This window comes from Afipia sp. DC4300-2b1 (assembly GCF_049895725.1).
Taxonomy (GTDB): Bacteria; Pseudomonadota; Alphaproteobacteria; order Rhizobiales; family Xanthobacteraceae; genus Afipia; species Afipia broomeae.
Genome location: NZ_JAFCSX010000002.1, coordinates 1088113 through 1112037 on the forward strand (window position 1 = coordinate 1088113; position 23925 = coordinate 1112037).

Genomic DNA, 23925 nt, shown 5'->3' on the forward strand with positions numbered 1-23925 from the left:
AAAAGTTATCCGGCGGGTTGCGGAACGGTATCAACGTCCGGCCTTCAGCTTTTCCGCCGCCTGCGGCGCGAAGTAGGTCAGGACGCCGTCGGCGCCGGCGCGCTTGAACGCAACCAGGCTTTCCATGATCGTCCGGTCGCGGTCGAGCCAGCCGTTGTTAATGGCGCCGGCAATCATCGCGTACTCGCCGGAGACCTGATAGGCGAAGGTCGGCATCGCGAAGGTGTCCTTCACGCGCCGCACGATGTCGAGATAGGGCAGGCCGGGCTTGACCATCACCATGTCGGCGCCTTCGGCAATGTCGAGTTCGACTTCGCGTAGCGCTTCATCCGAATTCGCCGAGTCCATCTGATAGGTGCGCTTGTCGCCCGTGAGTGTTTTCGCCGAGCCGATCGCGTCGCGGAACGGACCGTAGAATGCGGAAGCGTATTTCGCCGCATAGGCCATGATCTGCACGTCGCCGAACCCGCCGCGGTCGAGGCCGGCGCGAATTGCAGCCACGCGGCCATCCATCATGTCGCTCGGGGCGATGATGTCGCAGCCCGCTTCGGCCTGCACCAGCGCCTGCTGCACCAGAATGGCGACGGTCTCGTCGTTCAGGATCCGGCCGTCCTGTAGCAAGCCGTCGTGACCATGACTGGTGAACGGATCGAGCGCCACGTCGCAGAGAATGCCGAGATCAGGGAACTCCCGCTTGATCGCCCGCACCGACTGACAGACCAGATTATTGGCGTTCAGCGCTTCGGAGCCCGTCTCGTCGCGCAGCGAAGGCTCGGTGTAGGGAAACAGTGCGATGCAGGGAATGTCGAGTTTCATGGCGCGCTCGGCGTCCCGAACGCACTGATCGACGCTGAGGCGATCGACGCCCGGCATCGAAGCGATCGGCGCGCGCAGGTTGCTGCCGTCCACCACGAACAGCGGCCAGATCAGGTCGTCGGTGGTGAGCACATTCTCGCGCACCAGCCGCCGCGCCCATTCGGACTTGCGGTTGCGGCGCATGCGCGTGGTCAGATCGAGGGAAGGGGCGGCGGCCGTGTCCCGGTGCGGTGTATCCCGCAATTCGATCGGACGCCCGAATTTGATCGCCATCTTGATGCCACTCCCGCGCAGAAAAGATGTCCTACATGTAGCATCTGCCGGGCCGTCCGTCACCGCACGGGGACGTCATCGGCGGATTGATTTTACCGGCATAAAGCGCCAAACACACGGCATGAACAAAGACACCCGGCAATCGATGGCCGCGCGCATGGGCCGAGGCGCGAATGACGACGTGCCGCGCGATCAGGTCAACCTGGTCACTGCGATGACGTCGCCGGACGCCGAGACAGGCGAGAGCACATGGACCACACGGCTCGTGTTGTTCCTGCGCGTCATGGCCGTGCTGTCGATGATCAAGGGCCTTTATCACTGGGCGCAGATCACCGGCTTCATCGGCGGCGAGGAGAGCGCGTTCGAGGCGCAGACAACGCAGTGGCAGACCGCCACGGTTTATTTCGCGGTGATCGAACTGGTCGCGGCGGTGGGACTGTGGCTCGCGACGCCGTGGGGCGCCGTGGTGTGGCTCACGACCATTGTTTCGACTGCCGTGATCGAACTGATGTTTCCCACGATCTATGGTGGCAACCTGTTCGCGGTTCTCGTTTCCCTGATTTTGCTCGCGGCCTACCTCGTCCTGGCGTGGTTTTCGGCGCGGGAACGGCCGCCATAGTGCAACGCGGCAGGGCGACTTCGCCTTGATGCTTGACGGAATCTTTCAAATTCGAACGAACATGTTCTGGAATGCGACAGGCCCTGTGACGAAGCGTGAACATCGGGCTGTTTGGGTGAATCAAAACTAACAAAAAGCCCTTATTTTATCGATGTAACATACGATTCACCGTTTCAAATAAACCATCTCTTTATGCTGTTATTTAAGCTGATCTTCAAACGCCTCCCTTAGTTTGAACCTATCAGGCGAGACAAAAGTTTCGTCGAATAAGTCGTAAAAACGACAACAGGGGAAGTGTCATGATCAAAACAGCCGCTACGGCCATTGAGCCCGCACGCGACAACTCCGCTGCACCGGTGCAGCCGCTCTATCTCGAAGCCCTTACGCTTGTCGAGCGTCTGCATCGCCGTCTGCTCGACGTGATCAAGGACGAATTCGATCGCCGCGGCCGCGCCGACATCAATTCGGTGCAGGCTCTGCTGCTCTATAATATCGGCGACAAGGAATTGACCGCCGGCGAGTTGCGCACACGCGGCTATTACCTCGGCTCCAACGTCTCGTACAATCTCAAGAAGCTTGTCGAGATGGGCTTCCTCGATCATCAGCGTTCGCGCGTCGATCGCCGCTCGGTCCGCATCCGCCTGACCGCGCAGGGCCAGGAAATCCGCCACATCGTCGACGCGCTGTATCAGAAGCACGTCAAGACGGTGGAGCAGGTGGGCGGCATCTCGAACGCCGAGTTCGCGACGCTGAACAAGTCGCTGCATCGCCTCGAGCGCTTCTGGACCGACCAGATCCTGTATCGGCTCTGAGCCCTTCAAAAATTCGGGCCAGCCGGCAGATTAAAAAGACCGGCGGCCTATCGTTCTTCCCCGCAGTTTTACGCCGGTGCCCTCCGGCTGTTACCGAAGTGCGCACAAGACGCACGCGGAAGAATTCCGCACGAGTTTCCCCTGGTGTGGGATATGCGACTTAAGAGCGCGATCAGCAAAAGATCGCGCTCTTAAACTATTTGAAGGACGCATGATCTTTGCACCGAACCGCTCACATTTCGGCGGATCATGCACTGCGCCTTCGGGCGCCTTTTCGCGTTCGGCTTTCAGAGAATCGACTCGTAAACGAGTCCTGAATCCTCTCCCGCGGAAGGCAAAAATATCGTCCGAGACTCTTGCGCGGACTCTTTCCATCATCCTCACATCATGAGGCCGATTCTCAAATTCGCTGGCGACCGCCTGCAGGTCGCGCTGATGCTCGTGCTGCTGGCCGCGTGCTCGCTGAACGTGATGTTCCTCTGCGCGCGCCTGTAGGCCGGTGCGCTTTCAAAAAGCCGGTTTGAGCCGTTGGCGCTCCTTGGGCAGGTAATCTTGCCCAACCCTGGCGATCGGGAACCCGGAATGTGGGCAAAAAGGGCGGTTGCGGAGGGCCCGACCGGGCTGAACCCGCCAAAACCGCCGTTTCGAAGCCTTCGGGACGGGCCGGTGGCATGCAGCCCACAGCGCCAGCGCAGAACAGGGCTGCCCGGCATAAATTGCGGCCCACGGGCTTGGAACTTGGCCGCCCCCGCCAGATATGGTATCTCGCGCCTGCCGCCCTTAGATGACACCGGAGCAGTTTCAGGGAAGCCCGAAACCGGGTTTCGTCCGAAAATGCTCCCAATCAGGCCGCCCGTAGCCGATCTTGAAAGCTGCGGCGGTGGAGACATTCCGCAATGAGCTCATCTGCCAAGACTGCTTCCGCTCCCGATTCGTTTTTCACGGCCTCGCTCGCGCAGGCCGATCCCGAGATCGCGAATGCGATCAAGGGTGAACTCGGTCGTCAGCAGCATGAGATCGAGCTGATCGCGTCGGAGAACATCGTCAGCCGCGCCGTTCTCGAAGCGCAGGGCTCGGTGATGACCAACAAGTATGCGGAAGGCTATCCGGGCGCGCGATATTATGGCGGCTGCGAGTTCGTCGACGTTGCTGAAACGCTGGCCATCGAGCGCGCCAAGAAACTGTTCGGCGCGAACTTCGCCAACGTGCAGCCTAACTCCGGCAGCCAGATGAATCAGGCCGTGTTCCTGGCGCTGTTGCAGCCGGGCGATACCTTCATGGGCCTCGACCTCGCTGCGGGCGGACATCTCACCCACGGCGCGCCCGTCAACATGTCCGGCAAGTGGTTCAAGCCGATGCACTACACCGTGCGCCGCGAAGACCAGATCATCGACATGGACGCGGTTGCGAAGCAGGCGGAAGAGATCAAGCCGAAGCTGATCATTGCCGGTGGCTCGGCTTACTCGCGTGCCTGGGATTTCAAGCGCTTTCGCGAGATCGCCGACAGCGTCGGCGCGTATCTGCTGGTCGACATGGCGCACTTCGCGGGTCTGGTCGCGGGCGGCGTTCATGCCAATCCGGTGCCGTATGCACACGTCACCACGACCACGACCCATAAGTCGCTGCGTGGTCCGCGCGGTGGCCTGATCCTCAGCAATGATGAGGCGATTGCCAAGAAACTGAACTCGGCAATCTTCCCCGGTCTGCAGGGTGGCCCTCTGATGCATGTGATCGCGGCGAAGGCCGTCGCGTTCAAGGAAGCGCTGCAGCCGGACTTCAAGATCTACGCCAAGAACGTGGTCGAGAACGCCAAGGCGCTCGCGGAAACGCTGCGCTCCAACGGTTTTGAGATCGTCTCCGGCGGCACCGACAATCACCTGATGCTGGTCGACCTGCGGCCGAAGGGCCTTAAGGGCAACGTATCGGAGAAGGCGCTGGTCCGCGCCGGTCTGACCTGCAACAAGAACGGCATTCCGTTCGATCCGGAAAAGCCGTTCGTCACTTCCGGTCTGCGTCTCGGCACTCCGGCGGCGACCACGCGCGGGTTCGGTGTTGCCGAATTCAAGCAGGTGGGTGCGCTGATTTCGGAAGTGCTCAACGCCGTTGCCCAGTCGGGCGAAGGTTCGGCGCCTCTGGTCGAGGCAGCGGTCAAGGAGAAGGTGAAGGAACTCACCAGCCGCTTCCCGATCTATCAGTAAGGGGTACGCGGAATGCGCTGCCCGAGCTGCAACAGTCTCGATACGCAGGTAAAGGATTCACGGCCGACGGAAGATTCGGCCGTGATCCGGCGGCGACGCGTCTGCATGGCGTGCAACTTCCGCTTCACCACCTTCGAACGGGTGCAGCTTCGCGAACTCACCGTCATCAAGCGCAACAGCCGCCGGGTTCCGTTTGACCGCGACAAGCTGGTGCGCTCGCTCCAGATCAGCCTGCGCAAGCGTCCGGTCGATCCCGAGCGCGTTGAGAAGATGGTCTCGGCCATCGTGCGCGAGCTTGAAAGCGGGGGCGAGGCGGAGATTTCCTCGGAGGTCATCGGTGAGACCGTGATGGAGCATCTGCGCCAGCTCGACGACGTGGCCTATGTCCGCTTCGCCTCGGTCTACCGTAACTTCCGTGAGGCCAAGGACTTCGAGGCTGTGCTCGGCGAACTGTCCGGTGAGGATGAGCCGCCGCGTCCGGTGGCCGTGCGCAAGTGATTTTTTCGCGGCGCGGCGTTTCCTAATCCGCTAGCTTCAGCGCCGTGCCGGATACCTCTGACCAAATGTCTGAAGATTTGCGTTACATGCAGCTCGCGCTGGCGCTCGGCCGGCGCGGGCAGGGCCGCACCTGGCCGAATCCCGCTGTCGGCGCGGTCATCGTCAAGGACGGCGTCATTGTGGGGCGCGGCTGGACCCAGCCCGGTGGCCGGCCTCATGCCGAACCGGAGGCGCTGAAGCGCGCGGGCGATGCGGCGCGCGGCGCGACGCTCTACGTCACGCTGGAGCCGTGTTCGCATTTCGGAAAATCGCCGCCGTGCGCGGACGCGATCATTGCCGCGGGTATCGCGCGGGTCGTTTCCGCCATCGAAGATCCAAATCCTGAAGTCGGCGGGCAGGGTCATGCGCGGCTGCGGGCCGCGGGGATCGAGGTCGAAATCGGCCTGTGCCGGGAGGAAGCGGCGCGTGATCATGCCGGGCACTTCCTGCGCGTTGGTGCGAGGCGCCCGTTAGTCATTTTGAAGCTTGCTGTCTCCGCCGACGACAAGATCGCGGCCGCGGGCCATCGGCCCGTCGCGATCACCGGCGAAGCGGCGAAAGCCCGCATGCATCTGCTGCGCGCGCAAAGCGACGCAATCCTCGTCGGCATCGGCACGGTGCTTGCCGACGATCCGCTGCTCACCGTGCGGTTGCCGGGGCTGGAAGCACAATCGCCCGTACGCGTGGTGCTGGATCGCGCGCTGCGCCTGCCGGGAGCCAGCAAGCTGGTGCACTCCGCGCGGCAGACACCGCTGTGGGTCATGACGTCCGGTCTGTCGGAAGCACCTGCTGCGATGAAGCTTGGCGCGGCCGGTGCGCAGGTCATCCGCGTGCCCGTGGCGAATGAATCGACGCTGGGCCTCGATCTCAGTGCCGTCTTGAACGTGCTGGCTGAGCGCGGAATTACAAGGCTGATGGTGGAGGGCGGCGCACGCGTGGCGGCGTCATTCCTGAGTGCGGGGCTAGTCGACGAGGTCTGGCTGCTGCGCGGGCAGGGCGCTATCGGCATGGATGGTATTCCGGCGCTCGATACGCAGCCGTTGTCGGTGGTCACCCAGTCGCCTCGCTGGCGCGCGCGTGCTACCGAGACTTTGGATAGAGACACGCTTACGGTTTACGAACGATCATGATCCGGAAAAGTGGAAACCGGTTTTTCGACCAGATCATGATCAACTGAAAAGAGATCTAGATGTTCACCGGCATCATCACGGACCTTGGCGAAATCACCAGCATTACGCCGACGGCGCAAGGGCAGTTGCACCGGCTGCGCATCGCATGCCGCTACGACCAGACGACCATCGCAGACGGTGCGTCGATCGCCTGCAACGGCGTGTGCCTCACGGTGGTGCAGTCCGGCGTCGATCAGGACAAGACGTGGTTCGATGTCGATGCCGCTGCCGAGACGCTGCGGCTGACAACCGCGAAGGGCTGGGGCAAGGGAACGCGCCTCAACCTCGAGCGTGCGCTCAAGATCGGCGACGAACTCGGCGGGCACATCGTTGCCGGGCATGTCGACGGGATAGCCACGATCATCTCGCGCGAAGACCTGCCCGACATGGCCCGGTTCGAGTTGCGTGCGCCGCGCGATCTTGCAAAGTTCATTGCGGCGAAGGGATCGGTGGTGCTCGACGGCGCGTCGCTGACGGTCAATACTGCCGTTGACGATACGTTTTCCGTTCTCATCATCCCGCACACGTTGCAGGTCACGACGCTGAGCGACTGGCATGCGGGGTCGGAAGTCAATCTCGAAATCGATCTGATGGCGCGCTATGCCGCGCGATTGATCGAGATGAAATAGAATCTGCCTGAGCGCCAGATGGCGCAGGCAGGCGATGCACAGCGGCGGGATTGGCATGCGCAAGCAACTCACCGATCAGCAGGTCGAGGTCTTCCGGGAGCGATTGCTGCGCGCCGCCGAAAAGCTGTTTGCCAAGCATGGCGTCGCCGGCGTCTCGATGCGTCAGATCGCCCAGGCACTGGGTTACAGCCAGACGGCCGCGTATCGTTACTTTGCCAACAAGGACGAAATCCTGCTTGCGATGCGCGCGTCGGCGCTCGATCGCTTCTGCGGCCATCTCGAAGCGGTGTTCGATCCGGCGCGGGACGCGCGCAAGAATGCGCGCGCGGTGGGGCAGGCCTTCCTCGATTTCGCGCTGAAACATCCCGACACCTATCGGCTGATTTTTTTCACCGAAAATCTCGAACAGGCGATTGCTCCGCAATACTCCGCAACCATGAAGCGCTTTCGCGCCACCATGACCACCTATGTCCAGGCGCTTCTCGACGCCGGATATATCGAAGGCGATGTCGAGACGCTGGCCGAAGCGTTCTTCTCCGCCGCGCATGGCATTATCATGATGCACATGAGTGGTCTTCTGAAAACGGTCCGGGCGCGGGATGACCTGCACCGCGCATCCATGCGCCTCATCGCAAGGGGGGCGGGCATGTCCGATGTCCTGCAAGCGGCTGCGAAAAAGCCGATCAGGATCGCCGCAACCGGGCGCGCAGCCCGCAAAACTTGACGGTGTTAAATTAATTAAATAGCGTGCCGCCCAAAAACGGACCGCGTTTCGCCGCGGCCGGATGAGAACAGTTCAAAAGGGGAAACACATGCCGCTTTTCAGCGAATATCCGGTTGCAACGCTCCAGGATGTCGTCCGGTTCGAAACCGAGAAAACGCTGGAGCAGCGTTATGACGCGCGCAGCGTCTACGATATTTTTGCGAAGAGCGCGTCACGTCACCCTGATCGCACTGCGCTGACCATGCTGATGACCGGCGCTGATGACGAGACGGCGCGTGTTGTCACGTACAAGCAGATGCTTGATGGCGTAACCCGCGCGGCGAATTTCTTCGCAAGCCTTGGCGGTCCGGGGGCGGGAGTTGCCTACATCCTGCCGAGCCTTGTCGAGACGCATTTCACGCTCTGGGGCGCGGAAGCGCAGGGCTATGCCGTGCCGATCAACTTCCTGCTCCAGGCGCAGAACATCGCCGATCTGGTCCGCGCGGCCGATGCAAAGATTCTCGTCGCGCTCGGCCCGCATCCGCAACTCGACATCTGGCAGAAGGCCATCGAGGTCAAGAAGCTGCTGCCCGACATCAAGCTGGTGCAGGTCTCCCTGTCCGATGCACCGCTGCCGGACGGCGTGTTCGGTTTTGCGCCCGGTCTCAAGGGACAGGATGGCAGCGCGCTCACCTTCGGCAAGGCGCGGGGCGGCGATGACGTTGCGGCCTATTTTCACACCGGCGGCACCACAGGTTCGCCGAAGCTCGTCACCCATACCCATCGCATGCAGATCGCCGCGGGGTTCGGCGGAACGGTGTTGCAGGACTTGAGCGAGACCGATGTCATCACCAACGGTCTGCCGCTTTTTCATGTGGCCGCGACGATTTCGTGTGGGCTGTCGTTCTTCATCGCGGGTGCGAATGTCATCGTTCTTTCGCCGGCGGGAATGCGCAATCCGGTCATCATCAAGAATTTCTGGAAGATTATTGAGCGCTATCGCGCGACCGTGATTGGCGGCGTGCCGACGGCGCTGGCCGCGTTGCTCAATGTGCCGGTCGATGCCGACATTTCGTCGGCGCGCTACAGCATCTCTGGTGCGTCGCTGCTGCCGCGCGCAGTGGCCGTGCAGTACCAAAAGATGACCGGAACGAAGATTCACGAAATTCTCGGCATGACCGAGACCGGCGGACTTGTCTCGATCGATCCCGCGCCGGCGGAGCCGGTGCTGGGCTCTGTCGGCGTCCGGCTGCCGTATGCGCAGGTCGTGGTGCGCAGGCTGTCGGCGGACGGTTCGCTGGGTGAGGCATGCGCGCCGCACGAGGTCGGCGTGATGACCGTATCCGGCCCCAATGTCACACCGGGCTATAAGGATCAGAGCCAGAACGGCAGCGCGCTGCGTGACGGCTATCTCGACAGCGGCGATCTGGCCTATACCGACGAGGAGGGACGCCTGTTCATTGCGGGCCGCTCGAAGGATCTTATCATCCGAAGTGGCCACAACATCGATCCGGTTCTGATCGAGGACGCCCTGCAATCACACCCCGCAGTTGCATTGGCGGCAGCCGTCGGCCAGCCGGACAAGTATGCCGGTGAACTGCCGGTCTGTTATGTCGCGCTCAAGCCCGGCGCGCAGGCAACGCCCGATGAGTTGAAAGCGTTTGCCGAACCGCTGATCGCGGAACGCCCGGCCTGGCCGAAGCAGGTGATCGTCATCGACGCTATTCCGATGACCAGCGTGGGCAAAATCTTCAAGCCGCAGTTGCGCACCGACGCCGTGCAGCGGCTGGTGGAGCAGGTGGTGGCGGATGCCGTTGGGTCCGACAGCGCGAGGATTGATGTCGCAGCCGGCGGCAAGCGCGGCATTGATGTCACCGTAACGCTGGCTGCGGCGCAATCTGGTCAGCAGGGCGTGGTCGAGAAGGCGCTGGAGGGCTATTTGTTCGATTACAAGGTCGCACAGGCCGTTTGAGCCGGGTTCAAAGCTGCATCCCTGCCTTGAAAGGGGCCCGTTGTGCTTGGCTTTGTAGCGCTCAGCGACTACAAACGCGCAAACACGGAACCCTTTGACTGGATGGAATGATGGCTGAACCGCGGCGCGCAGAGCTCAAGGACCAAACCGATATCAGCGGCGCGACCGTCGTCATCATCGAAGCCCGCTTTTACGACGATATTCAGGAAGCGCTGCTTCAGGGTGCGATCAAGGAACTGGAGGCCGCGGGCGTCGGCTATGACGTCATCAGCGTGCCCGGTGCTCTCGAAATTCCGGCAGCGATCGCCATTGCCATGGATGCATCGAAGAAGAATGGTCGGCAGTATGATGGCGCGATTGCACTCGGCTGTGTTGTGCGCGGCGACACCATTCATTTCGAGATCGTTTCGATGGAATCCTCGCGCGCGCTGATGGACCTTGCTGTGGCGCGCAGCCTGCCCCTCGGCAACGGCATCATTACCGTCAACACCACGGAGCAGGCGTGGGAACGCGCCCGCAGTGACAAGCTGAACAAGGGCGGCGACGCGGCCCGCGCGGCGCTCACCATGATGCGGATCAAGAAGCGCCTGGCGAAACCACTATGAGCGCCGCTAAGAAAGCCAGCGACAAAGGACCGGGCGACCGCAAGGCCAATCGCCGCGGGGCGGCACGGCTCGCTGCCGTGCAGGCGCTGTATCAGATGGACATCGCAGGCGCGGGTATCGGCGACATCTTTGCCGAGTTCGAGAGCCATTGGCTCGGGAACGAAGTGGAGGGTGACACCTACCTTCCCGCTGAAGCGGCTTTCTTCAAGGATGTCGTGTCCGGCGTGGTGCGCGACCAGGGCAAGCTTGATCCGCTGATCGACAAGGCGCTCGAAAGCGGCTGGCCGCTCAAGCGTATCGACGCGATCCTGCGCGCGACATTGCGGGCAGGCGCGTATGAGCTCGAACATCGCAAAGATATTCCGGCGCGCGTCGTGGTGTCGGAATATGTCGATGTCGCGCATGCCTTCGTCGACAAGGATGAAACCGGCATGGTGAATGCTGTGCTCGACCAGATCGCACGGCAGTTCCGCGCAAGCGAATTTACGCGGGCGGGTCACTAGTTATGACGGCGCCGGGTGCCGGAGCATCGGGCGAGGACGATTTGATCGCGCGCTATTTCCGCCCGCTCGCGACCGATCCGGGTGCTTTCGGTCTCGTTGATGATGCGGCTCTTCTGAATCACTCCGGCGATGATCTTGTCGTAACCACGGACGCTATCGTCGAAGGCGTTCATTTCCTTCCCGATGATCCTCCCGACACCATCGCGCGCAAGGCGCTGCGGGTGAATCTGTCGGATCTGGCGGCCAAGGGCGCTTCGCCTGCGGGGTTTGTGCTGACGCTTGCGCTACGCGACGCGGCGGACAAATGGCTGGCACCGTTCGCCTGCGCACTCGGCGAGGACGCGGCGGACTTCGGATGTCCGGTGCTCGGTGGCGATACGGTCTCGACGCCGGGACCGCTGATGATTTCGATCACGGCGTTCGGCCGTGTGCCGCCGGGCAAGATGGTTCGCCGGACCGGTGCGAAGCCGGGCGACCGGATCGCGGTCACCGGCACCATCGGAGATGCGGCGCTGGGCTTGCGCGTTCTCAAGGGCAAGATCGCGGGCGAGGGGCTCGATACGTCCACGCGCGACTTCCTCATTCAGCGTTATCGCGTGCCTCAGCCGCGCAATGCGCTTGGTCTTGCGATCCGCGAACATGCCAATGCTGCGATGGATGTATCGGACGGATTGGCCGGCGATCTCACAAAGCTCTGTGTCGCGTCTGGCGTGTCAGCCGCGATCGGCCTCGCGGCTGTTCCGCTCTCCGCTCCCACGCGCGCCTTGCTCGCTAAGGGGAGTGCGGACATCGAAGCCGCATTGTCCGGCGGGGATGATTACGAGGTGCTGTGCACCGTTCCGGAGAATCGGTGGGACTCGTTCGTCGCCGCTGCACGCAAGGCCGATGTGCCGGTATCGGCTATCGGCAGGATCGAGGCGGGCGCGGCAGCGCCCCGGTTCCTCGATGCGGCAGGCCAGCCGATCATGCTGAAACGCCTGTCCTACAGCCATTTCTGATTGTTTTCGCGCTGCACCAAAACTCCCTGTGCAGCGTTCGTTGAATCATCCAAAAACCAGCCCCCCGAACACCGGTGGCGTTGCGTCAAGGGTACGATTTTGGCATTGTCCGCGCCGAATTGAGGCAGCTTTTCGCCTTCGAAAACGCATGACTTCTTTTTTGCGCGCCCGGTCGCCCTGTTACGACCCGTGGAGCGTTTCTGGGGAAACAGCAGGGGACTGAGGCAACATCAATGACAGCATTATGGTTGATCGTGCTCGCGGGAGCGCTTTCTATCGTCTACGCCGCGTGGGCAACTTCGTCGGTGCTTGGGGCTGATGCGGGCAATGCCCGTATGCAGGAAATCGCAGCAGCGGTGCGCGAAGGCGCGCAGGCCTATCTCAAGCGCCAGTACATGACGATCGGTATCGTCGGCATCGTGATCTTCGCGCTGCTGGCCTACTTCCTCGGCATTCTCGTGGCGGTCGGCTTCCTGATCGGCGCGGTGCTCTCGGGCGCTGCCGGCTTCATCGGCATGAACGTCTCGGTGCGCGCCAACGTCCGCACCGCGCAGGCGGCGACCAAGTCGCTGGCCGGTGGTCTTGAACTCGCATTCAAGGCGGGCGCGATCACGGGCCTTCTGGTCGCAGGTCTCGCGCTGCTCGGCGTGACGCTGTACTTCATGTACCTCACCAAGGGCGCAGGTTTTGCCCCCAACAGCCGCACTGTTGTCGACGCACTGGTGGCGCTCGGCTTCGGCGCTTCGCTGATCTCGATCTTTGCGCGTCTCGGCGGCGGCATCTTCACCAAGGGTGCGGACGTCGGCGGCGATCTCGTCGGCAAGGTCGAAGCCGGCATTCCGGAAGATGATCCGCGCAACCCGGCCACCATCGCCGACAACGTCGGTGACAACGTCGGGGACTGCGCCGGCATGGCGGCCGACCTGTTCGAGACCTATGCCGTGACCGCGGTCGCGACCATGGTGCTCGCTGCGATCTTCTTCGCCACGTCGCCGCTGCTCGTGAACATGATGACGCTGCCGCTCGCCATTGGCGGTATCTGCATTCTGACCTCGATCGCTGGCACCTTCTTCGTGAAGCTCGGCGCCAGCCAGTCGATCATGGGTGCGCTGTACAAGGGGCTGATCGCCACCGGCGTTCTGTCGTTGATCGGTGTGGCCATTGTCATTCACCAGTTGATCGGCTTCGGTCCGCTTGCTGGCGTGAAGTACACCGGCCTCGCCCTGTTCGAGTGCGGCGTCGTTGGTCTGGTGGTGACGGGTCTCATCATCTGGATCACCGAATATTACACCGGCACCGATTTCCGCCCGGTGAAGTCGATCGCCCAATCGTCGGTGACCGGTCATGGCACCAACGTGATCCAGGGGCTCGCCATCTCGATGGAGTCGACGGCGCTTCCTGCCATCGTCATCATCGCAGGCATCCTGATCACCTACAGCCTCGCTGGTCTGTTCGGCATCGCGATCGCAACCACGACGATGCTGGCGCTGGCCGGCATGATCGTCGCGCTCGACGCTTTCGGACCCGTCACCGACAATGCCGGTGGCATTGCCGAAATGGCTGGCCTTCCGAAAGAAGTGCGCAAGGCCACCGACGCGCTCGACGCAGTCGGCAACACCACCAAGGCCGTCACCAAGGGCTATGCCATCGGTTCGGCCGGTCTGGGTGCACTGGTGCTGTTCGCTGCGTACAATGAAGATCTCAAGTTCTTCATCGCCAACGCTGCGAAGTATCCGTACTTCCAGGGGGTCATTCCTGACTTCTCGCTGAACAACCCGTACGTCGTGGTCGGTCTGCTGTTCGGCGGCCTGCTGCCTTATCTGTTCGGCGCGATGGGCATGACGGCCGTGGGCCGTGCTGCCGGCGCGATCGTCGAAGAGGTTCGTCGCCAGTTCCGCGAGAAGCCCGGCATCATGAAGGGCACCGACAAGCCGGATTACGGCAAGGCCGTTGACCTTCTGACCAAGGCCGCGATCAAGGAAATGATCATTCCGTCTCTGCTGCCGGTGCTGTCGCCGATCTTCGTCTACTTCGTGATCTATGTGATCGCGGGTGGTGGCGCAGCCGGCAAGTCGGCTGCGTTCTCGGCCGTCGGCGCGATGCTGCTCGGCGTGATCGTGACCGGTCTGTTCGTCGCGATCTCGATGACCTCGGGTGGCGGCGCATGGGACAACGCCAAGAAGTACATCGAGGACGGCCACTTCGGCGGCAAGGGTTCGGATGCTCACAAGGCAGCCGTGACCGGCGACACCGTCGGCGATCCCTACAAGGATACGGCGGGTCCTGCCGTGAACCCGATGATCAAGATCACCAACATCGTGGCATTGTTGTTGCTCGCGATCCTGGCGCATTGATCGTCGCAATCTAGAACTGGAAAGCCCCGCGGCTTGCGCTGCGGGGTTTTTCTTTGCGCGGTTGCCGCAGACGATTGTTGCGATTTGATGACAGGTTGAATCTTTGTCCCCGCTGAAAATTTTCGGTAGGTCGGGAAACCAACACATCCTTGTGCGTTGTTACTCATTCCACCACGGGAGGCGAACGCATGGCAGCCGACGATGGAGATCCGTTCGAGCAGGGGAAGCTCGCACGATTCAACAATGAGCCGCACGACAATCCCTATCCGGAAAACACCGAACAGCACGAGCGCTGGGAGGCGGGCTACAGGTTTGTAGAGCAGGGTTTGATGTCAGTCTGACCCTTTGCGTCGAAACGAAAAACAGCCGCCTTTGAGGGGCGGCCGTTTTGCTTGAGGCGTTGTCCGACGTCAGTTGACGTCCATCTTGAGGCCTTCCTTGTTGATGATGCCCGCGAACTTCTTGATCTCGGCTTCGACGAAGGCGGTGTATTGTTCCGGCGTTCCGTAATCGGGCACGGCGCCCATTGCAGCGATGTTTCTCTTGATATCGTCGCGTTCCAGCATCTTTTTGATCTCGGTATTGTAGGCGTCGACGATCGGGCGCGGCGTTCCGGCTTGCATAAACATTCCGAACCAGGACGAGGCGTCGAAGTTGGCAAGTTCCGGCGCACTCTCGCGCATTGTCGGGACGTTGGGCGCCTTGAAACTGCGCTCCGGCGTCGTCACGGCCAGTGCGACGAGCTTGCCATCTTCGGTCTGCGGCAGTGACGGATAAAGATTGTCGAACAGGATCGCCACGTCGCCGCCGAGCGCGCCGGTCAAGGCGGGGCCCGCGCCGCGGAACGGGATGTGCGTCATCTTCACACCGGTCAACTGCATGAACCAGACGGCGGTGAGGTGCGGGCTTTGTCCGACGCCTGACGTGCCGTAGTTCAGCTTGTCCGGATTGGCCTTGAGGTAGGTGATCAGTTCCTTGATCGACTTGATGCCGCTGGAAGGATGCGCGGAGACGATGTTGGGAATGCGGATGGCATTGCTGACCGGCTGCAACTGATCCGCCTTGTAGGGCAGGGAGCGAAAGATGCTGTAGGCCACGGCATTGGGCCCGGGGTTGCCCACCAGAATGCTGTTGCCGTCCGGCTTTTGCTGGACGTAGTAGGCGGTGCCGATGGTGCCGCCGCCGCCGGATTTGTTCTCGACGACCGCCGATATGCCCCACGCCTGCTGCAAATGTTGCGCGAGGTAGCGGCCGATCACGTCGGTGCTGCCGCCGGGGGCCGCGGGCACGATGATGCGGACCGTTTCATTCGGACGCCAGTCGGCAGACTTCGCCGGGCGTGGCCAGAGCGGACTTGTCGAAAGAGCCGCGGCGCCCGACAGGACGGCGCGGCGAGAGAGTGAACGTGTCATCGGTAGTCCTCCCAACTGCATCTCGTTTTCGAGATATTGTTGGAGGAAAGCGTATCGGTCGGGTTTGGGGGCGGCAAGCGCCGCGGCTACGCGCGACGGACGAGAGTTTCGCGCAGCAAAATACCGGCGGTTTGCCCGCCGGTATGATTCAGGGATCAGCGCGGGCTGAGGAGCTTGAAGATCGGCGTGAGGTAGCTCATTTCCTGACCGCTGGTCGGCGTCGTGCGGCTGATGAAATCGAAGATCTTGCCGTCCTGAAGTCCGTAATTCGCGATGCGCTGGACCGTCCGGTTCTTGTCGAAATAGATCGCGATTACGCGCTGGTCGACGACCTGCTGCTGCATAAAGGCGACTTTGCGCTCCGAGCGCTGGGAGATGTAGTAGAACACTTCGCCGCTCAGGGTCGCGACGGTGGACGGCGTGCCCATCACGATGAGGACCTGATCCTGACTGGCGCCGATCGGAATTTGCTCGAGTGCGCCCGGGGGGAGGATGTAGCCCTTTTGGAACTGCTCACCGGTGCAGGCCGCCAGCATGGTGCCGACAAGCAGGGCAGCAGCCGCCACCCGGAGACCGGCAGCGAATCCCCGCATCCCAGCGGACTGTCTGAAAGCAGTCATCTTCCTCTTGCCTCTTGCATCAGCTTGAGCGTTGACGTACCGGGCAGAGCCTCGGATTTCAACACACCGGGAGCCATCAGCGCGATCAGGAATCGCCGCTGGCTCCGACGTGGAACCCAAAAATGCTTTGGCCATTCAATCGCTTCAGGAACCCCACCGTCCCGGGCGGCACCATTGAAGCCATCTATGGCATGATCGTGGCGCAAGCGCGAGAACCGGTGTTTTACACGGACCTCGGTGTCCGGGACACGGTTAATGGCCGATTCGACATGCTGATCCTGCACCTCTGGCTGGTGCTGCGCCGGTTACAGCCGATCGAGGGTGGAAGCGTCCTGTCACAGGCGCTTTTCGACCATTTCTGCGCGGACATGGACGACAACCTGCGCGAAATGGGGGTGGGAGACCTGACCGTCCCGAAGCGCATGCAGGCGTTCGGCGAGGCGTTCTACGGACGCTCGACGGCTTATGATTTGGCCTTAGAAGCGGGCGAGGCGGAATTGGCGCAGGCGTTGTCCAAGAATGTCTTCAACGGAGAGGCCCTGGAGAGAGCGAAGGCGCTCGCGGGATATGTCCGCGATGTTAGCGCCCGTCTGGCGGTTCTGGACGATGCGGCCTTTCGCACGGGGGCCTGGACCTTTCCAAAGGTTGAAACTGATCAACTGCGAGCGACGCCATGAGCAAGGGTCATATGACTGGCAGCGACCTTCCCTGGAGCTTTCCGGTGATGGTTTCCCAGTTGCCTGAAGCGGGATTGCATCAGGCTCTGGAAGCCAGCGCGGCTCAGCGCGATCTGATCGCCAAGGCCGCCGGCGTGAATGCGGTGCTGCGCGCCACTGCGTCATTCGATGTTGTGGCTGAAACCGAAGGCCGGGTGAGCGTCACCGGAAAGGTCACGGCCCGGGTCGAGCAGACGTGCGTGGTTTCGCTCGATCCCGTCGAGAATGATATCGACGAAGATATTGCGGTTGTTTTCGCACCACCCGCGCAGATCCCGGCGGGCGCCAAATCGGTTCAGAAGGAAGAAGGGGATGACGCTGAGATTCCTGATCTGCCTGAACCCATCGTCCATGGCGCGATCGACCTCGGCCAATTGGCCACAGAATTTCTCGTTCTGGGAATAGATCCCTATCCGCGCAAGCCGGGGGTCTCGTTCGTTCCGCCCGAAACCCCTGAAGACCCTGATGAGCACCCCTTTGCAGCCCTCAAGGCGCTCAAGGCCACGCCGGGCGGCTCTCAGGGCAAAAAACCCAAGGGAAAATGACGCGGCTGCGGGGAGCGCTTGACCGAACCTGCGGCCGGGGTCAAGCCGTTGTATCGCACCACAAAAACGCTATTGTCGCTGCCCGGCTGGGGCTGCGCTGTTTTTGGCGAAGACTTCCGCCTACCGCTGTCACAACGATGGCATCCAGCTCGCGGCCAGTTGCTTCGAGGCCGCAACGATCAGGTTTCCGGGACGCTTATGCCGCAAAAGGTTCGAATCGCGCTTGACGCCATGGGCGGCGATTTCGGTGCATCGGTGGTGGTCCCGGGGGCGGCACTCGCCTTGATGCGGCACACCGACGTCGAATTTCTGCTGTTCGGCAACAGCGCGTTGATTGACGAGCAGCTTGAGTCTCATCCAGCACTGAAAGCCGTCTCAAAGGTCTTTCATGCCGATATCGCCATCAGCATGGATGAGAAGCCCAGTCAGGCCCTGCGCCGCGGCCGCAAGTCATCCTCGATGTGGCTGGCGATCGACGCCGTCAAAAAGGGCGAGGCCGACGTCGCGGTCTCAGCCGGCAACACCGGCGCACTAATGGCGATGTCGCGGCTGAACCTGCACATGATGCCTGGCATCGACCGTCCGGCCATCGCGGCCGTGTGGCCGACCGTGCGCGGCGAGTCGGTCGTGCTCGATGTCGGCGCCTCGATCGGCGGGGATGCCCGCCATCTCGCGTCGCTGGCGATCATGGGAAGCGCCATGGCACGCGTTCTGTTCGATCTCGAACGGCCGACCGTGGGTCTGCTCAACATCGGCGTCGAGGAAGTGAAGGGCGTCGAGGCCGTCCGGGGAGCTGCCGAACTGCTCCGGGCGATGAACCTGCCGCAGCTCGATTTCATCGGCTTCGTCGAAGGCGACGGCATCGGCAAGGGTGCTGCAGACGTCATCGTGACCGAAGGCTTCAGCGGCAACATCGCCCTCAAGACCGCCGAGGGAACGGCCCGGCAGATTGCGGAGTATCTCCGCAGCGCCATGAGCCGGACCTGGCGTTCCAAGCTCGGCTACATTTTCGCGCGCGGCGCCTTCAATGCGCTGCGCGACAAGATGGACCCTCGCAAGGTCAATGGCGGGGTCTTCCTTGGACTGAATGGCGTGGTCATCAAGAGTCATGGCGGCACCGATGCCGAAGGCTTTGCGTCGGCAGTTGACGTTGGCTATGACATGGTTCGCTACGATCTCCTGCCCAAGATCAATCAAACACTCAACCGCGACGGCCACGCTCTTTCGATCGTGCCGAACGCGCAGGAGGCTGTCTCGTGACTGTGATGCGTTCGGTTGTGCTCGGCTACGGCTCTTATTTGCCGGAGCGCATTTTGACCAACGCCGAACTGGCGAAGATGGTCGATACCTCGGATGAGTGGATCATCCAGCGCACAGGCATCAAGCAGCGCCATATCGCGGCGGAGGGTGAGTTCACCTCTCATCTCGGTCTCAAGGCCGCACAGGCGGCGATCGCCAACGCCGGGATCGACACGCAGTCGATCGATCTGATCGTGCTGGCGACCTCGACACCCGACAACACATTCCCGGCGACTGCCGTTGCGATCCAGAACGGTCTGGGAATCAACCACGGTGCCGCGTTCGATCTGCAGGCGGTCTGCTCCGGCTTCATTTTCGCGCTGGCGACCGCCGACAATTTTCTGAAGACCGGTGCGTTCAAGCGGGCGCTGGTGATCGGGGCGGAAACCTTCTCGCGTATCCTGGACTGGAACGACCGTGGAACCTGCGTGCTTTTCGGTGACGGCGCCGGCGCGGTGGTCCTTGAGGCTCAATCGCAGGCCGGAACTTCCGCGGACCGCGGCATCCTGACCACACATCTGCGTTCTGACGGCCGTCACAAGGACAAGCTGTTTGTCGATGGCGGCCCCTCGAGCACCCAGACCGTCGGCCACCTGAGGATGGAAGGCCGTGAAGTGTTCAAGCACGCCGTCGGCATGATCACCGACGTCATCGTCGACGCATTTGATGCGACGGGGACGACGGCTGACGACATCGACTGGCTGGTTCCGCATCAGGCCAACAAGCGTATCATCGATGCATCTGCGAAGAAGCTGCATATTGCGCCGCAGAAAGTGGTGCTCACCGTCGACCGTCACGGAAACACCTCGGCAGCGTCGATCCCCCTCGCGCTCGCGGCTGCGGCCGACGACGGACGTATCAAGAAGAACGATCTTTTGATGCTGGAAGCGATGGGAGGCGGCTTCACCTGGGGATCGGCGCTATTGCGCTGGTGAGTCTTTTGCTAAAGTCTGTCGATAATTGAAAACAATTTCATGCTGTTGCATCGATGAGCAAGGTTGACCCTCGGTCGCTAAGCTCATAATTTCAGAACATAAATTTGTTCGCCGTGAGCGGGGCAGGCGATGACCGGAACCGGGAAGACAGTCACACGCGTTGATCTGTGCGAAGCCGTCTATCAAAAGGTGGGGCTGTCGCGCACTGAGTCGTCTGCGTTCGTTGAACTGGTGTTGAAAGAGATCACCGACTGCCTCGAGAAGGGCGAGACGGTGAAACTGTCGTCATTCGGTTCCTTCATGGTGCGCAAAAAGGGCCAGCGTATCGGCCGTAATCCAAAGACCGGAACGGAAGTGCCGATTTCTCCGCGGCGGGTTATGGTGTTCAAGCCGTCAGCGATTCTCAAGCAGCGTATCAACGGCAACGGCAGTGGCGGCGGTAGCGCCGATAGCGCCGACGACTGACTGACTTAGGACAAAGACGGACCTAGGACGGCGGCTTTCAACGGGGAGCCAGCATTTTGGACAAAGCGCCGGATGCGTTTCGGACAATCAGCGAGGTCGCTGATGACCTTGATGTGCCGCAGCACGTCCTGAGGTTCTGGGAAACGCGCTTCAATCAGATCAAGCCGATGAAGCGGAGCGGGGGCCGCCGCTACTATCGCCCCGATGATGTCAGCCTGTTGCGTGGCATCCGCCGGCTGCTTTACGGCGAGGGCTACACCATCCGCGGTGTGCAGCGCATTCTGCGCGAGCATGGCGTGAAATCGGTCCAGAGTCTCACCGACGGGTCCGCCGATCATGCTACCGCGCTGTTCGATGGACCCTCGTTCGGGCCGGAAAAGGGCGAACACGCCCCACACCTGGCCGCCGACGAAGTGGAGATCGACACCGAGGACGAACTCGCCGCCGCCGACGAACCTGATGCCCACCAAGAGGAGTATACCTCCACGCTGTCGCTGCGCGATCTCGGACCGCCGCTGACGGAAATCTCAGCGCCGAAAGCGGTGGTGCGGAAGCCGGTGCAGCCGGCTCCGCTGAACGGCCTGTCCGGCGCCGAGGCCTATGCCCCGCCGAATATCCGGAAAAGCGCGAGGCCGATGGATCGCGGCAAGCTTCAGGCGGCGCTGGACGATCTGATCGGCGCGAGAGCGCTGATCGATCAGGTCCTGAAGGATAATTGAGAAAGAGGGTGGTATAGGCCTAGCAATTTAGTCTCCTACCACCTCTTTGGTTGGTGTCGGCGTGCCCCAAATATCGTGAGGGACGGACGCTAGAAGGGGGACGTTCATGGGGCATTATCGGTTCGGTTTGGCAGAGGGGGAATCCTTTAGAGAATGGCCGGAAAATCGCTTTTCAGCAGTTCCGTACCCAATGATTGATCCGTCCAATGCCATACCGGCTATCTCAGCGGGTCTTTAGGGCGCTTACGACGCCCGAGGACGCTTTGTGCTTCTCAGACCATCTCGATCGCCGATAATCCCCGATACCGGCTAGACAACATAGAAGATGGAGTTCTCCTCTCTCCGGCTCTCCTCGGTCGAGGACGACTGAGTTCATTTGTCTTGTACGGCTAAGAGAAGCTGGCAGCGGCTCAAATGACGTGTGATATTTTAGGGGCAAATCGCTTATTCGTTCATTCTGTTGCATGTCGAAATGTACTAGGTCACCCGTGAAGAAACGTTCAAAGTTCAGCTCGCGGTTAAAAGTTGATCGAAAGCAGTCGGTCCGTTCGCCTGTGTCATCAAAGTTTGAACAACAAGCGCGAATCTTCAAACGACGAGAGATTGAACTTCAAAAAAAGATCGCGGCCTTGGGCAAGGAGATTGCCGATCTGAACATGAATGTGAGAAATCGCGAGCATGAAATTCAACTTATATACTCTTCGCGGAGTTGGCGGCTGACGGTGCCGCTAAGAAAAATTTCGTCGGCGGCTATGCCTATAAGGCAGCGACTGCATCTCGGCACAAAATGGCGCTACATCCGACAGATTATGAGAGCGCTTCTTGGGCCGAGTTATCAAACGCTGTGTGAGCGACAAGCAAGGGTTCTAAAGTCCCAAGCCCGGGAAATTCAGACCCACATTGAATTGATGGCGGTTCGGCCTTCGTTTTCGGTGATTATTGATGCCCGGTCAGGAGAGTGCGGACTTGAAGAAACGATTCGCTCTCTCCGCGCGCAACTTTATACAGACTACTCGATCACTGTTTTGGTGAACCCCAATAAGCCGTTGCAATCATTGCAGGGCATTCAGTTCGTTACTGATCTAAAGCCAAGCACGGCCGACGGAGAATTTCTGGTCTTCCTGGAATGCGGCCAATGTCTAGCACCAAATGCCGTCTACGAGTTCGCATCCGCACTTAATGCTGATGCATACGATCTAATTTACGCTGACGAAGACTCAATCAGCCGGTTTGGTCGTCGGCATACTCCGTTCTACAAACCGGGTTGGAGTCCTGATTATCTTGAAACCTTTAATTACGTGGGCTTTGCCGCATGTTTTAGAAAGAGTCTAAGCAAAGATCAGAACGAGTTTGTCAGTCAATACGACTTCGTACTCTCGTTTACCGAGCAGCCATGTCGCATCCATCATATCGCCCAAGTACTCGGTCATAGAACGCATAAAAATAATTCGGCAAAAGTTTCGGACGTGGGGCCATTGAGCCGGCGGTTAGGGCGTACAGATCGATTAGGCCAAGTGAGCCCGCATAAGACGTTTAATGGCTGCTTCGAGATTACAATCAAACTGAAAACTGAGCCGTTAATCTCGGTAGTTATTCCGACCGCTGGAAAAACGATAGTTTATGGGAAGAAATCAGTAGACTTAATCACGAATGTAATTCGAGAAATAAAAGAAAAATCGACATACAAAAATCTGCAGTTTATCGTTGTGCATAATGGGAATTTAGCTGAAGCGCAGGTGCTTCAACTTAGTAGTTATGAATGTAAGCTAGTGCCATTCTTGGATCGTGAGTTGAATATTCCTAAAAAGCTTAATTTGGGGGCTCAGCAGGCGGCCGGCGATATTTTGCTGTTGATGAACGACGACATTGAAGTGGTTGAGCCTGCGTGGATAGAACGAATGGTTGAGCACTTCGAGAAGCCACATGTTGGAGTGGTTGGCGCGCGGCTTACGTACCCGGATGGCAAACTTCAACATGCGGGCGTGGTGCACAACTACGGAAATCCCGACCATGTCAGAAGGATGTTCGATAGCGAGGAAGCTGGATACTTCTACAGCACATGCGGTGTGAAAAATTATCTTGCTGTAACGGGTGCCGTTATGATGACGCGTGCATCAACGTATCGGGCAGTAGGAGGTTATTCCGAGAAGTTAGCGGTTAGCTTCAACGACGTCGATTATTGTCTGAGGGTCAAAAATCTCGGACTAACGACGGTCTATGCGCCTGCAGCGAAGCTTGTCCACTTGGAGTCGCAGACTCGTGACCCAACTTTGAATAAGGATGAACTGCTTTGGTTTTATAGTTTGTGGGGGAGTGAAACCAATCCCGATCCTTTTTACAATGAACGATTTCTAACGGTCGCTCCGCCCACTTTTGTGCCAACGGTCAATCCTAGAATGATTTGATGCGCATTCTTTAGATGACCTTTAATTCGGGTGCAGCGACAACGAACTGGCCGCCCCAATTGGACACTTGGCTTAGTTGAGTTCGGATTTCATCTGAAATGTTCCAAGGCAAGATTAAGACATAATCAGGCTTTCGCTCGTCAATCGCCGCAGGCGCTAGAATGGGAATATGACTTCCTGGCAAAAACTTGTTTTGCTTTGAAAGAGCAGCGTCACAGACGAATGATACGAGATCCGGTTTGACGCCCGCAAAATTTAGCAAAGTATTTCCTTTCGCCGCGGCCCCGTATGCAGCGACCATCTTACCTTGCCGTTTTTTTTCAATGAGAAATGATAATAGATCGTTCTTTATTTTCTCGGCTTTAGCCTGAAAATCGCGATACAATCCTTCATTTAAAAGACCGAAATCCGCTTCGCGCTTTAGAATGGTTGCGACGGCGGTAGTTGAGGGACGCTGGTCGCTGGTGTGGCAGCCAAACACTCTTAAGCTTCCCCCGTGTGTCGTACGCATCCGACGAGCGCCGTCTTGTCTGATGCGGTATATTTCGCGAAGCGTGTGACCTTAAGTCTAGCTTTAAGGTCATCAGGCGATGCGGGTCGAGGTTTTAGGCGGGTTGGAGC

Annotated in this window: 24 protein-coding genes; 20 read left to right on the forward strand and 4 right to left on the reverse strand. The window is 60.2% G+C overall.

The window, feature by feature from the left end; genetic code table 11:
- Positions 1-30 precede the first annotated feature (30 nt).
- Positions 31-1089 (reverse strand): porphobilinogen synthase, encoded by a 1059-nt coding sequence (gene hemB, locus ACP7AL_RS12210; RefSeq protein ID WP_006020870.1) that lies wholly within the window; start codon positions 1087-1089, stop codon positions 31-33.
- Positions 1090-1210: 121 nt separating this feature from the next.
- Between hemB and ACP7AL_RS12215 the strand changes: the two genes are divergently transcribed.
- From ACP7AL_RS12215 to ACP7AL_RS12275, 13 genes are all read left to right on the forward strand, one after another.
- Positions 1211-1708, forward strand: a complete 498-nt coding sequence (locus tag ACP7AL_RS12215) for a DUF6163 family protein (RefSeq protein WP_006020869.1) — start codon at positions 1211-1213, stop codon at positions 1706-1708.
- A 299-nt stretch (positions 1709-2007) separates the two neighbouring features.
- Positions 2008-2520: a transcriptional regulator LdtR gene (gene ldtR, locus ACP7AL_RS12220; RefSeq protein ID WP_006020868.1), complete on the forward strand. Its 513-nt coding sequence runs from the start codon at positions 2008-2010 to the stop codon at positions 2518-2520.
- An 896-nt stretch (positions 2521-3416) separates the two neighbouring features.
- Positions 3417-4718, forward strand: coding sequence for a serine hydroxymethyltransferase (glyA, locus tag ACP7AL_RS12225; protein WP_024918843.1), 1302 nt, complete (start codon positions 3417-3419; stop codon positions 4716-4718).
- A 12-nt stretch (positions 4719-4730) separates the two neighbouring features.
- Complete coding sequence (gene nrdR / locus ACP7AL_RS12230; RefSeq protein WP_006020865.1) at positions 4731-5216, forward strand: transcriptional regulator NrdR; 486 nt, start codon at positions 4731-4733, stop codon at positions 5214-5216.
- A 65-nt stretch (positions 5217-5281) separates the two neighbouring features.
- A complete protein-coding gene (gene ribD, locus ACP7AL_RS12235; protein ID WP_425991602.1) occupies positions 5282-6385 on the forward strand; it encodes a bifunctional diaminohydroxyphosphoribosylaminopyrimidine deaminase/5-amino-6-(5-phosphoribosylamino)uracil reductase RibD in 1104 nt (367 codons plus the stop codon).
- Between the two features lie 59 nt (positions 6386-6444).
- Positions 6445-7053 (forward strand): riboflavin synthase, encoded by a 609-nt coding sequence (locus tag ACP7AL_RS12240; protein WP_425991604.1) that lies wholly within the window; start codon positions 6445-6447, stop codon positions 7051-7053.
- A 55-nt stretch (positions 7054-7108) separates the two neighbouring features.
- Positions 7109-7777 (forward strand): TetR/AcrR family transcriptional regulator, encoded by a 669-nt coding sequence (locus ACP7AL_RS12245; protein WP_425991606.1) that lies wholly within the window; start codon positions 7109-7111, stop codon positions 7775-7777.
- An 88-nt stretch (positions 7778-7865) separates the two neighbouring features.
- Positions 7866-9728: an acyl-CoA synthetase gene (locus tag ACP7AL_RS12250; RefSeq protein ID WP_425991608.1), complete on the forward strand. Its 1863-nt coding sequence runs from the start codon at positions 7866-7868 to the stop codon at positions 9726-9728.
- 110 nt (positions 9729-9838) lie between these two features.
- Positions 9839-10333: a 6,7-dimethyl-8-ribityllumazine synthase gene (gene ribH / locus ACP7AL_RS12255; RefSeq protein ID WP_006020860.1), complete on the forward strand. Its 495-nt coding sequence runs from the start codon at positions 9839-9841 to the stop codon at positions 10331-10333.
- The gene (nusB, locus tag ACP7AL_RS12260) at positions 10330-10836 is read left to right on the forward strand and encodes a transcription antitermination factor NusB (protein ID WP_024918838.1); all 507 of its coding nucleotides are present in this window, start codon (positions 10330-10332) and stop codon (positions 10834-10836) included. The genes ribH and nusB overlap by 4 nt, the downstream gene beginning before the upstream one ends.
- A gap of 2 nt (positions 10837-10838) precedes the next feature.
- The gene (gene thiL / locus ACP7AL_RS12265) at positions 10839-11834 is read left to right on the forward strand and encodes a thiamine-phosphate kinase (protein ID WP_425991612.1); all 996 of its coding nucleotides are present in this window, start codon (positions 10839-10841) and stop codon (positions 11832-11834) included.
- Positions 11835-12067: 233 nt separating this feature from the next.
- Positions 12068-14188 carry a sodium-translocating pyrophosphatase gene (locus ACP7AL_RS12270; protein ID WP_425991614.1) on the forward strand — a complete coding sequence of 707 codons (2121 nt, stop codon included), beginning with the start codon at positions 12068-12070 and terminating at the stop codon, positions 14186-14188.
- A 188-nt stretch (positions 14189-14376) separates the two neighbouring features.
- Entirely contained in the window at positions 14377-14529 is a 153-nt protein-coding gene (locus ACP7AL_RS12275; protein WP_006020856.1) for a hypothetical protein, read from the forward strand.
- A gap of 69 nt (positions 14530-14598) precedes the next feature.
- Here the strand turns inward: ACP7AL_RS12275 and ACP7AL_RS12280 are convergent, their stop codons facing one another.
- Together ACP7AL_RS12280 and ACP7AL_RS12285 are read right to left on the reverse strand one after the other, a co-directional pair.
- Entirely contained in the window at positions 14599-15600 is a 1002-nt protein-coding gene (locus ACP7AL_RS12280; protein WP_425991617.1) for a Bug family tripartite tricarboxylate transporter substrate binding protein, read from the reverse strand.
- Positions 15601-15755: 155 nt separating this feature from the next.
- Positions 15756-16220, reverse strand: a complete 465-nt coding sequence (locus ACP7AL_RS12285) for an outer membrane protein assembly factor BamE (RefSeq protein WP_006020854.1) — start codon at positions 16218-16220, stop codon at positions 15756-15758.
- A 122-nt stretch (positions 16221-16342) separates the two neighbouring features.
- Here ACP7AL_RS12285 and ACP7AL_RS12290 point away from each other — a divergent pair, with 122 nt between their 5' ends.
- The 7 genes from ACP7AL_RS12290 (at position 16343) to ACP7AL_RS12320 (ending at position 23304) form a co-directional block, all read left to right on the forward strand.
- Complete coding sequence (locus tag ACP7AL_RS12290; protein ID WP_425991619.1) at positions 16343-16897, forward strand: ubiquinol-cytochrome C chaperone family protein; 555 nt, start codon at positions 16343-16345, stop codon at positions 16895-16897.
- The gene (locus tag ACP7AL_RS12295) at positions 16894-17481 is read left to right on the forward strand and encodes a YceD family protein (protein WP_425991621.1); all 588 of its coding nucleotides are present in this window, start codon (positions 16894-16896) and stop codon (positions 17479-17481) included. Before ACP7AL_RS12290 ends, ACP7AL_RS12295 begins: the two co-directional genes overlap by 4 nt.
- Positions 17482-17679: 198 nt before the next feature.
- Positions 17680-18741 (forward strand): phosphate acyltransferase PlsX, encoded by a 1062-nt coding sequence (gene plsX / locus ACP7AL_RS12300; protein WP_024575189.1) that lies wholly within the window; start codon positions 17680-17682, stop codon positions 18739-18741.
- The gene (locus ACP7AL_RS12305) at positions 18738-19715 is read left to right on the forward strand and encodes a beta-ketoacyl-ACP synthase III (RefSeq protein ID WP_006020850.1); all 978 of its coding nucleotides are present in this window, start codon (positions 18738-18740) and stop codon (positions 19713-19715) included. Before plsX ends, ACP7AL_RS12305 begins: the two co-directional genes overlap by 4 nt.
- 129 nt (positions 19716-19844) lie before the next feature.
- The gene (locus ACP7AL_RS12310; protein WP_024575191.1) at positions 19845-20180 is read left to right on the forward strand and encodes an integration host factor subunit alpha; all 336 of its coding nucleotides are present in this window, start codon (positions 19845-19847) and stop codon (positions 20178-20180) included.
- A 56-nt stretch (positions 20181-20236) separates the two neighbouring features.
- Positions 20237-20899: a MerR family transcriptional regulator gene (locus tag ACP7AL_RS12315; RefSeq protein WP_425991624.1), complete on the forward strand. Its 663-nt coding sequence runs from the start codon at positions 20237-20239 to the stop codon at positions 20897-20899.
- A 488-nt stretch (positions 20900-21387) separates the two neighbouring features.
- The gene (locus ACP7AL_RS12320) at positions 21388-23304 is read left to right on the forward strand and encodes a glycosyltransferase family 2 protein (RefSeq protein ID WP_425991626.1); all 1917 of its coding nucleotides are present in this window, start codon (positions 21388-21390) and stop codon (positions 23302-23304) included.
- A gap of 10 nt (positions 23305-23314) precedes the next feature.
- Here the strand turns inward: ACP7AL_RS12320 and ACP7AL_RS12325 are convergent, their stop codons facing one another.
- Positions 23315-23815 (reverse strand): methyltransferase C-terminal domain-containing protein, encoded by a 501-nt coding sequence (locus ACP7AL_RS12325; protein WP_425991628.1) that lies wholly within the window; start codon positions 23813-23815, stop codon positions 23315-23317.
- Positions 23816-23925 lie beyond the last annotated feature (110 nt).

Bases quoted from the DNA above. Each gene is read 5' to 3' on its own strand.
- ACP7AL_RS12240 (WP_425991604.1), top strand. From the start codon at position 6,445: ATGTTCACCGGCATCATCACGGACCTTGGCGAAATCACCAGCATTACG.
- ACP7AL_RS12250 (WP_425991608.1), top strand. From the start codon at position 7,866: ATGCCGCTTTTCAGCGAATATCCGGTTGCAACGCTCCAGGATGTCGTC.
- ACP7AL_RS12285 (WP_006020854.1), bottom strand. From the start codon at position 16,220: ATGACTGCTTTCAGACAGTCCGCTGGGATGCGGGGATTCGCTGCCGGT.
- ACP7AL_RS12295 (WP_425991621.1), top strand. From the start codon at position 16,894: ATGAGCAAGGGTCATATGACTGGCAGCGACCTTCCCTGGAGCTTTCCG.
- ACP7AL_RS12270 (WP_425991614.1), top strand. From the start codon at position 12,068: ATGACAGCATTATGGTTGATCGTGCTCGCGGGAGCGCTTTCTATCGTC.
- glyA (WP_024918843.1), top strand. From the start codon at position 3,417: ATGAGCTCATCTGCCAAGACTGCTTCCGCTCCCGATTCGTTTTTCACG.
- nrdR (WP_006020865.1), top strand. From the start codon at position 4,731: ATGCGCTGCCCGAGCTGCAACAGTCTCGATACGCAGGTAAAGGATTCA.
- ACP7AL_RS12290 (WP_425991619.1), top strand. From the start codon at position 16,343: ATGCTTTGGCCATTCAATCGCTTCAGGAACCCCACCGTCCCGGGCGGC.
- hemB (WP_006020870.1), bottom strand. From the start codon at position 1,089: ATGGCGATCAAATTCGGGCGTCCGATCGAATTGCGGGATACACCGCAC.
- ACP7AL_RS12310 (WP_024575191.1), top strand. From the start codon at position 19,845: ATGACCGGAACCGGGAAGACAGTCACACGCGTTGATCTGTGCGAAGCC.
- ribH (WP_006020860.1), top strand. From the start codon at position 9,839: ATGGCTGAACCGCGGCGCGCAGAGCTCAAGGACCAAACCGATATCAGC.
- ACP7AL_RS12245 (WP_425991606.1), top strand. From the start codon at position 7,109: ATGCGCAAGCAACTCACCGATCAGCAGGTCGAGGTCTTCCGGGAGCGA.
- ribD (WP_425991602.1), top strand. From the start codon at position 5,282: ATGTCTGAAGATTTGCGTTACATGCAGCTCGCGCTGGCGCTCGGCCGG.
- ACP7AL_RS12280 (WP_425991617.1), bottom strand. From the start codon at position 15,600: ATGACACGTTCACTCTCTCGCCGCGCCGTCCTGTCGGGCGCCGCGGCT.
- thiL (WP_425991612.1), top strand. From the start codon at position 10,839: ATGACGGCGCCGGGTGCCGGAGCATCGGGCGAGGACGATTTGATCGCG.
- ACP7AL_RS12275 (WP_006020856.1), top strand. From the start codon at position 14,377: ATGGCAGCCGACGATGGAGATCCGTTCGAGCAGGGGAAGCTCGCACGA.
- ACP7AL_RS12215 (WP_006020869.1), top strand. From the start codon at position 1,211: ATGAACAAAGACACCCGGCAATCGATGGCCGCGCGCATGGGCCGAGGC.
- nusB (WP_024918838.1), top strand. From the start codon at position 10,330: ATGAGCGCCGCTAAGAAAGCCAGCGACAAAGGACCGGGCGACCGCAAG.
- ACP7AL_RS12325 (WP_425991628.1), bottom strand. From the start codon at position 23,815: ATGCGTACGACACACGGGGGAAGCTTAAGAGTGTTTGGCTGCCACACC.
- ldtR (WP_006020868.1), top strand. From the start codon at position 2,008: ATGATCAAAACAGCCGCTACGGCCATTGAGCCCGCACGCGACAACTCC.
- plsX (WP_024575189.1), top strand. From the start codon at position 17,680: ATGCCGCAAAAGGTTCGAATCGCGCTTGACGCCATGGGCGGCGATTTC.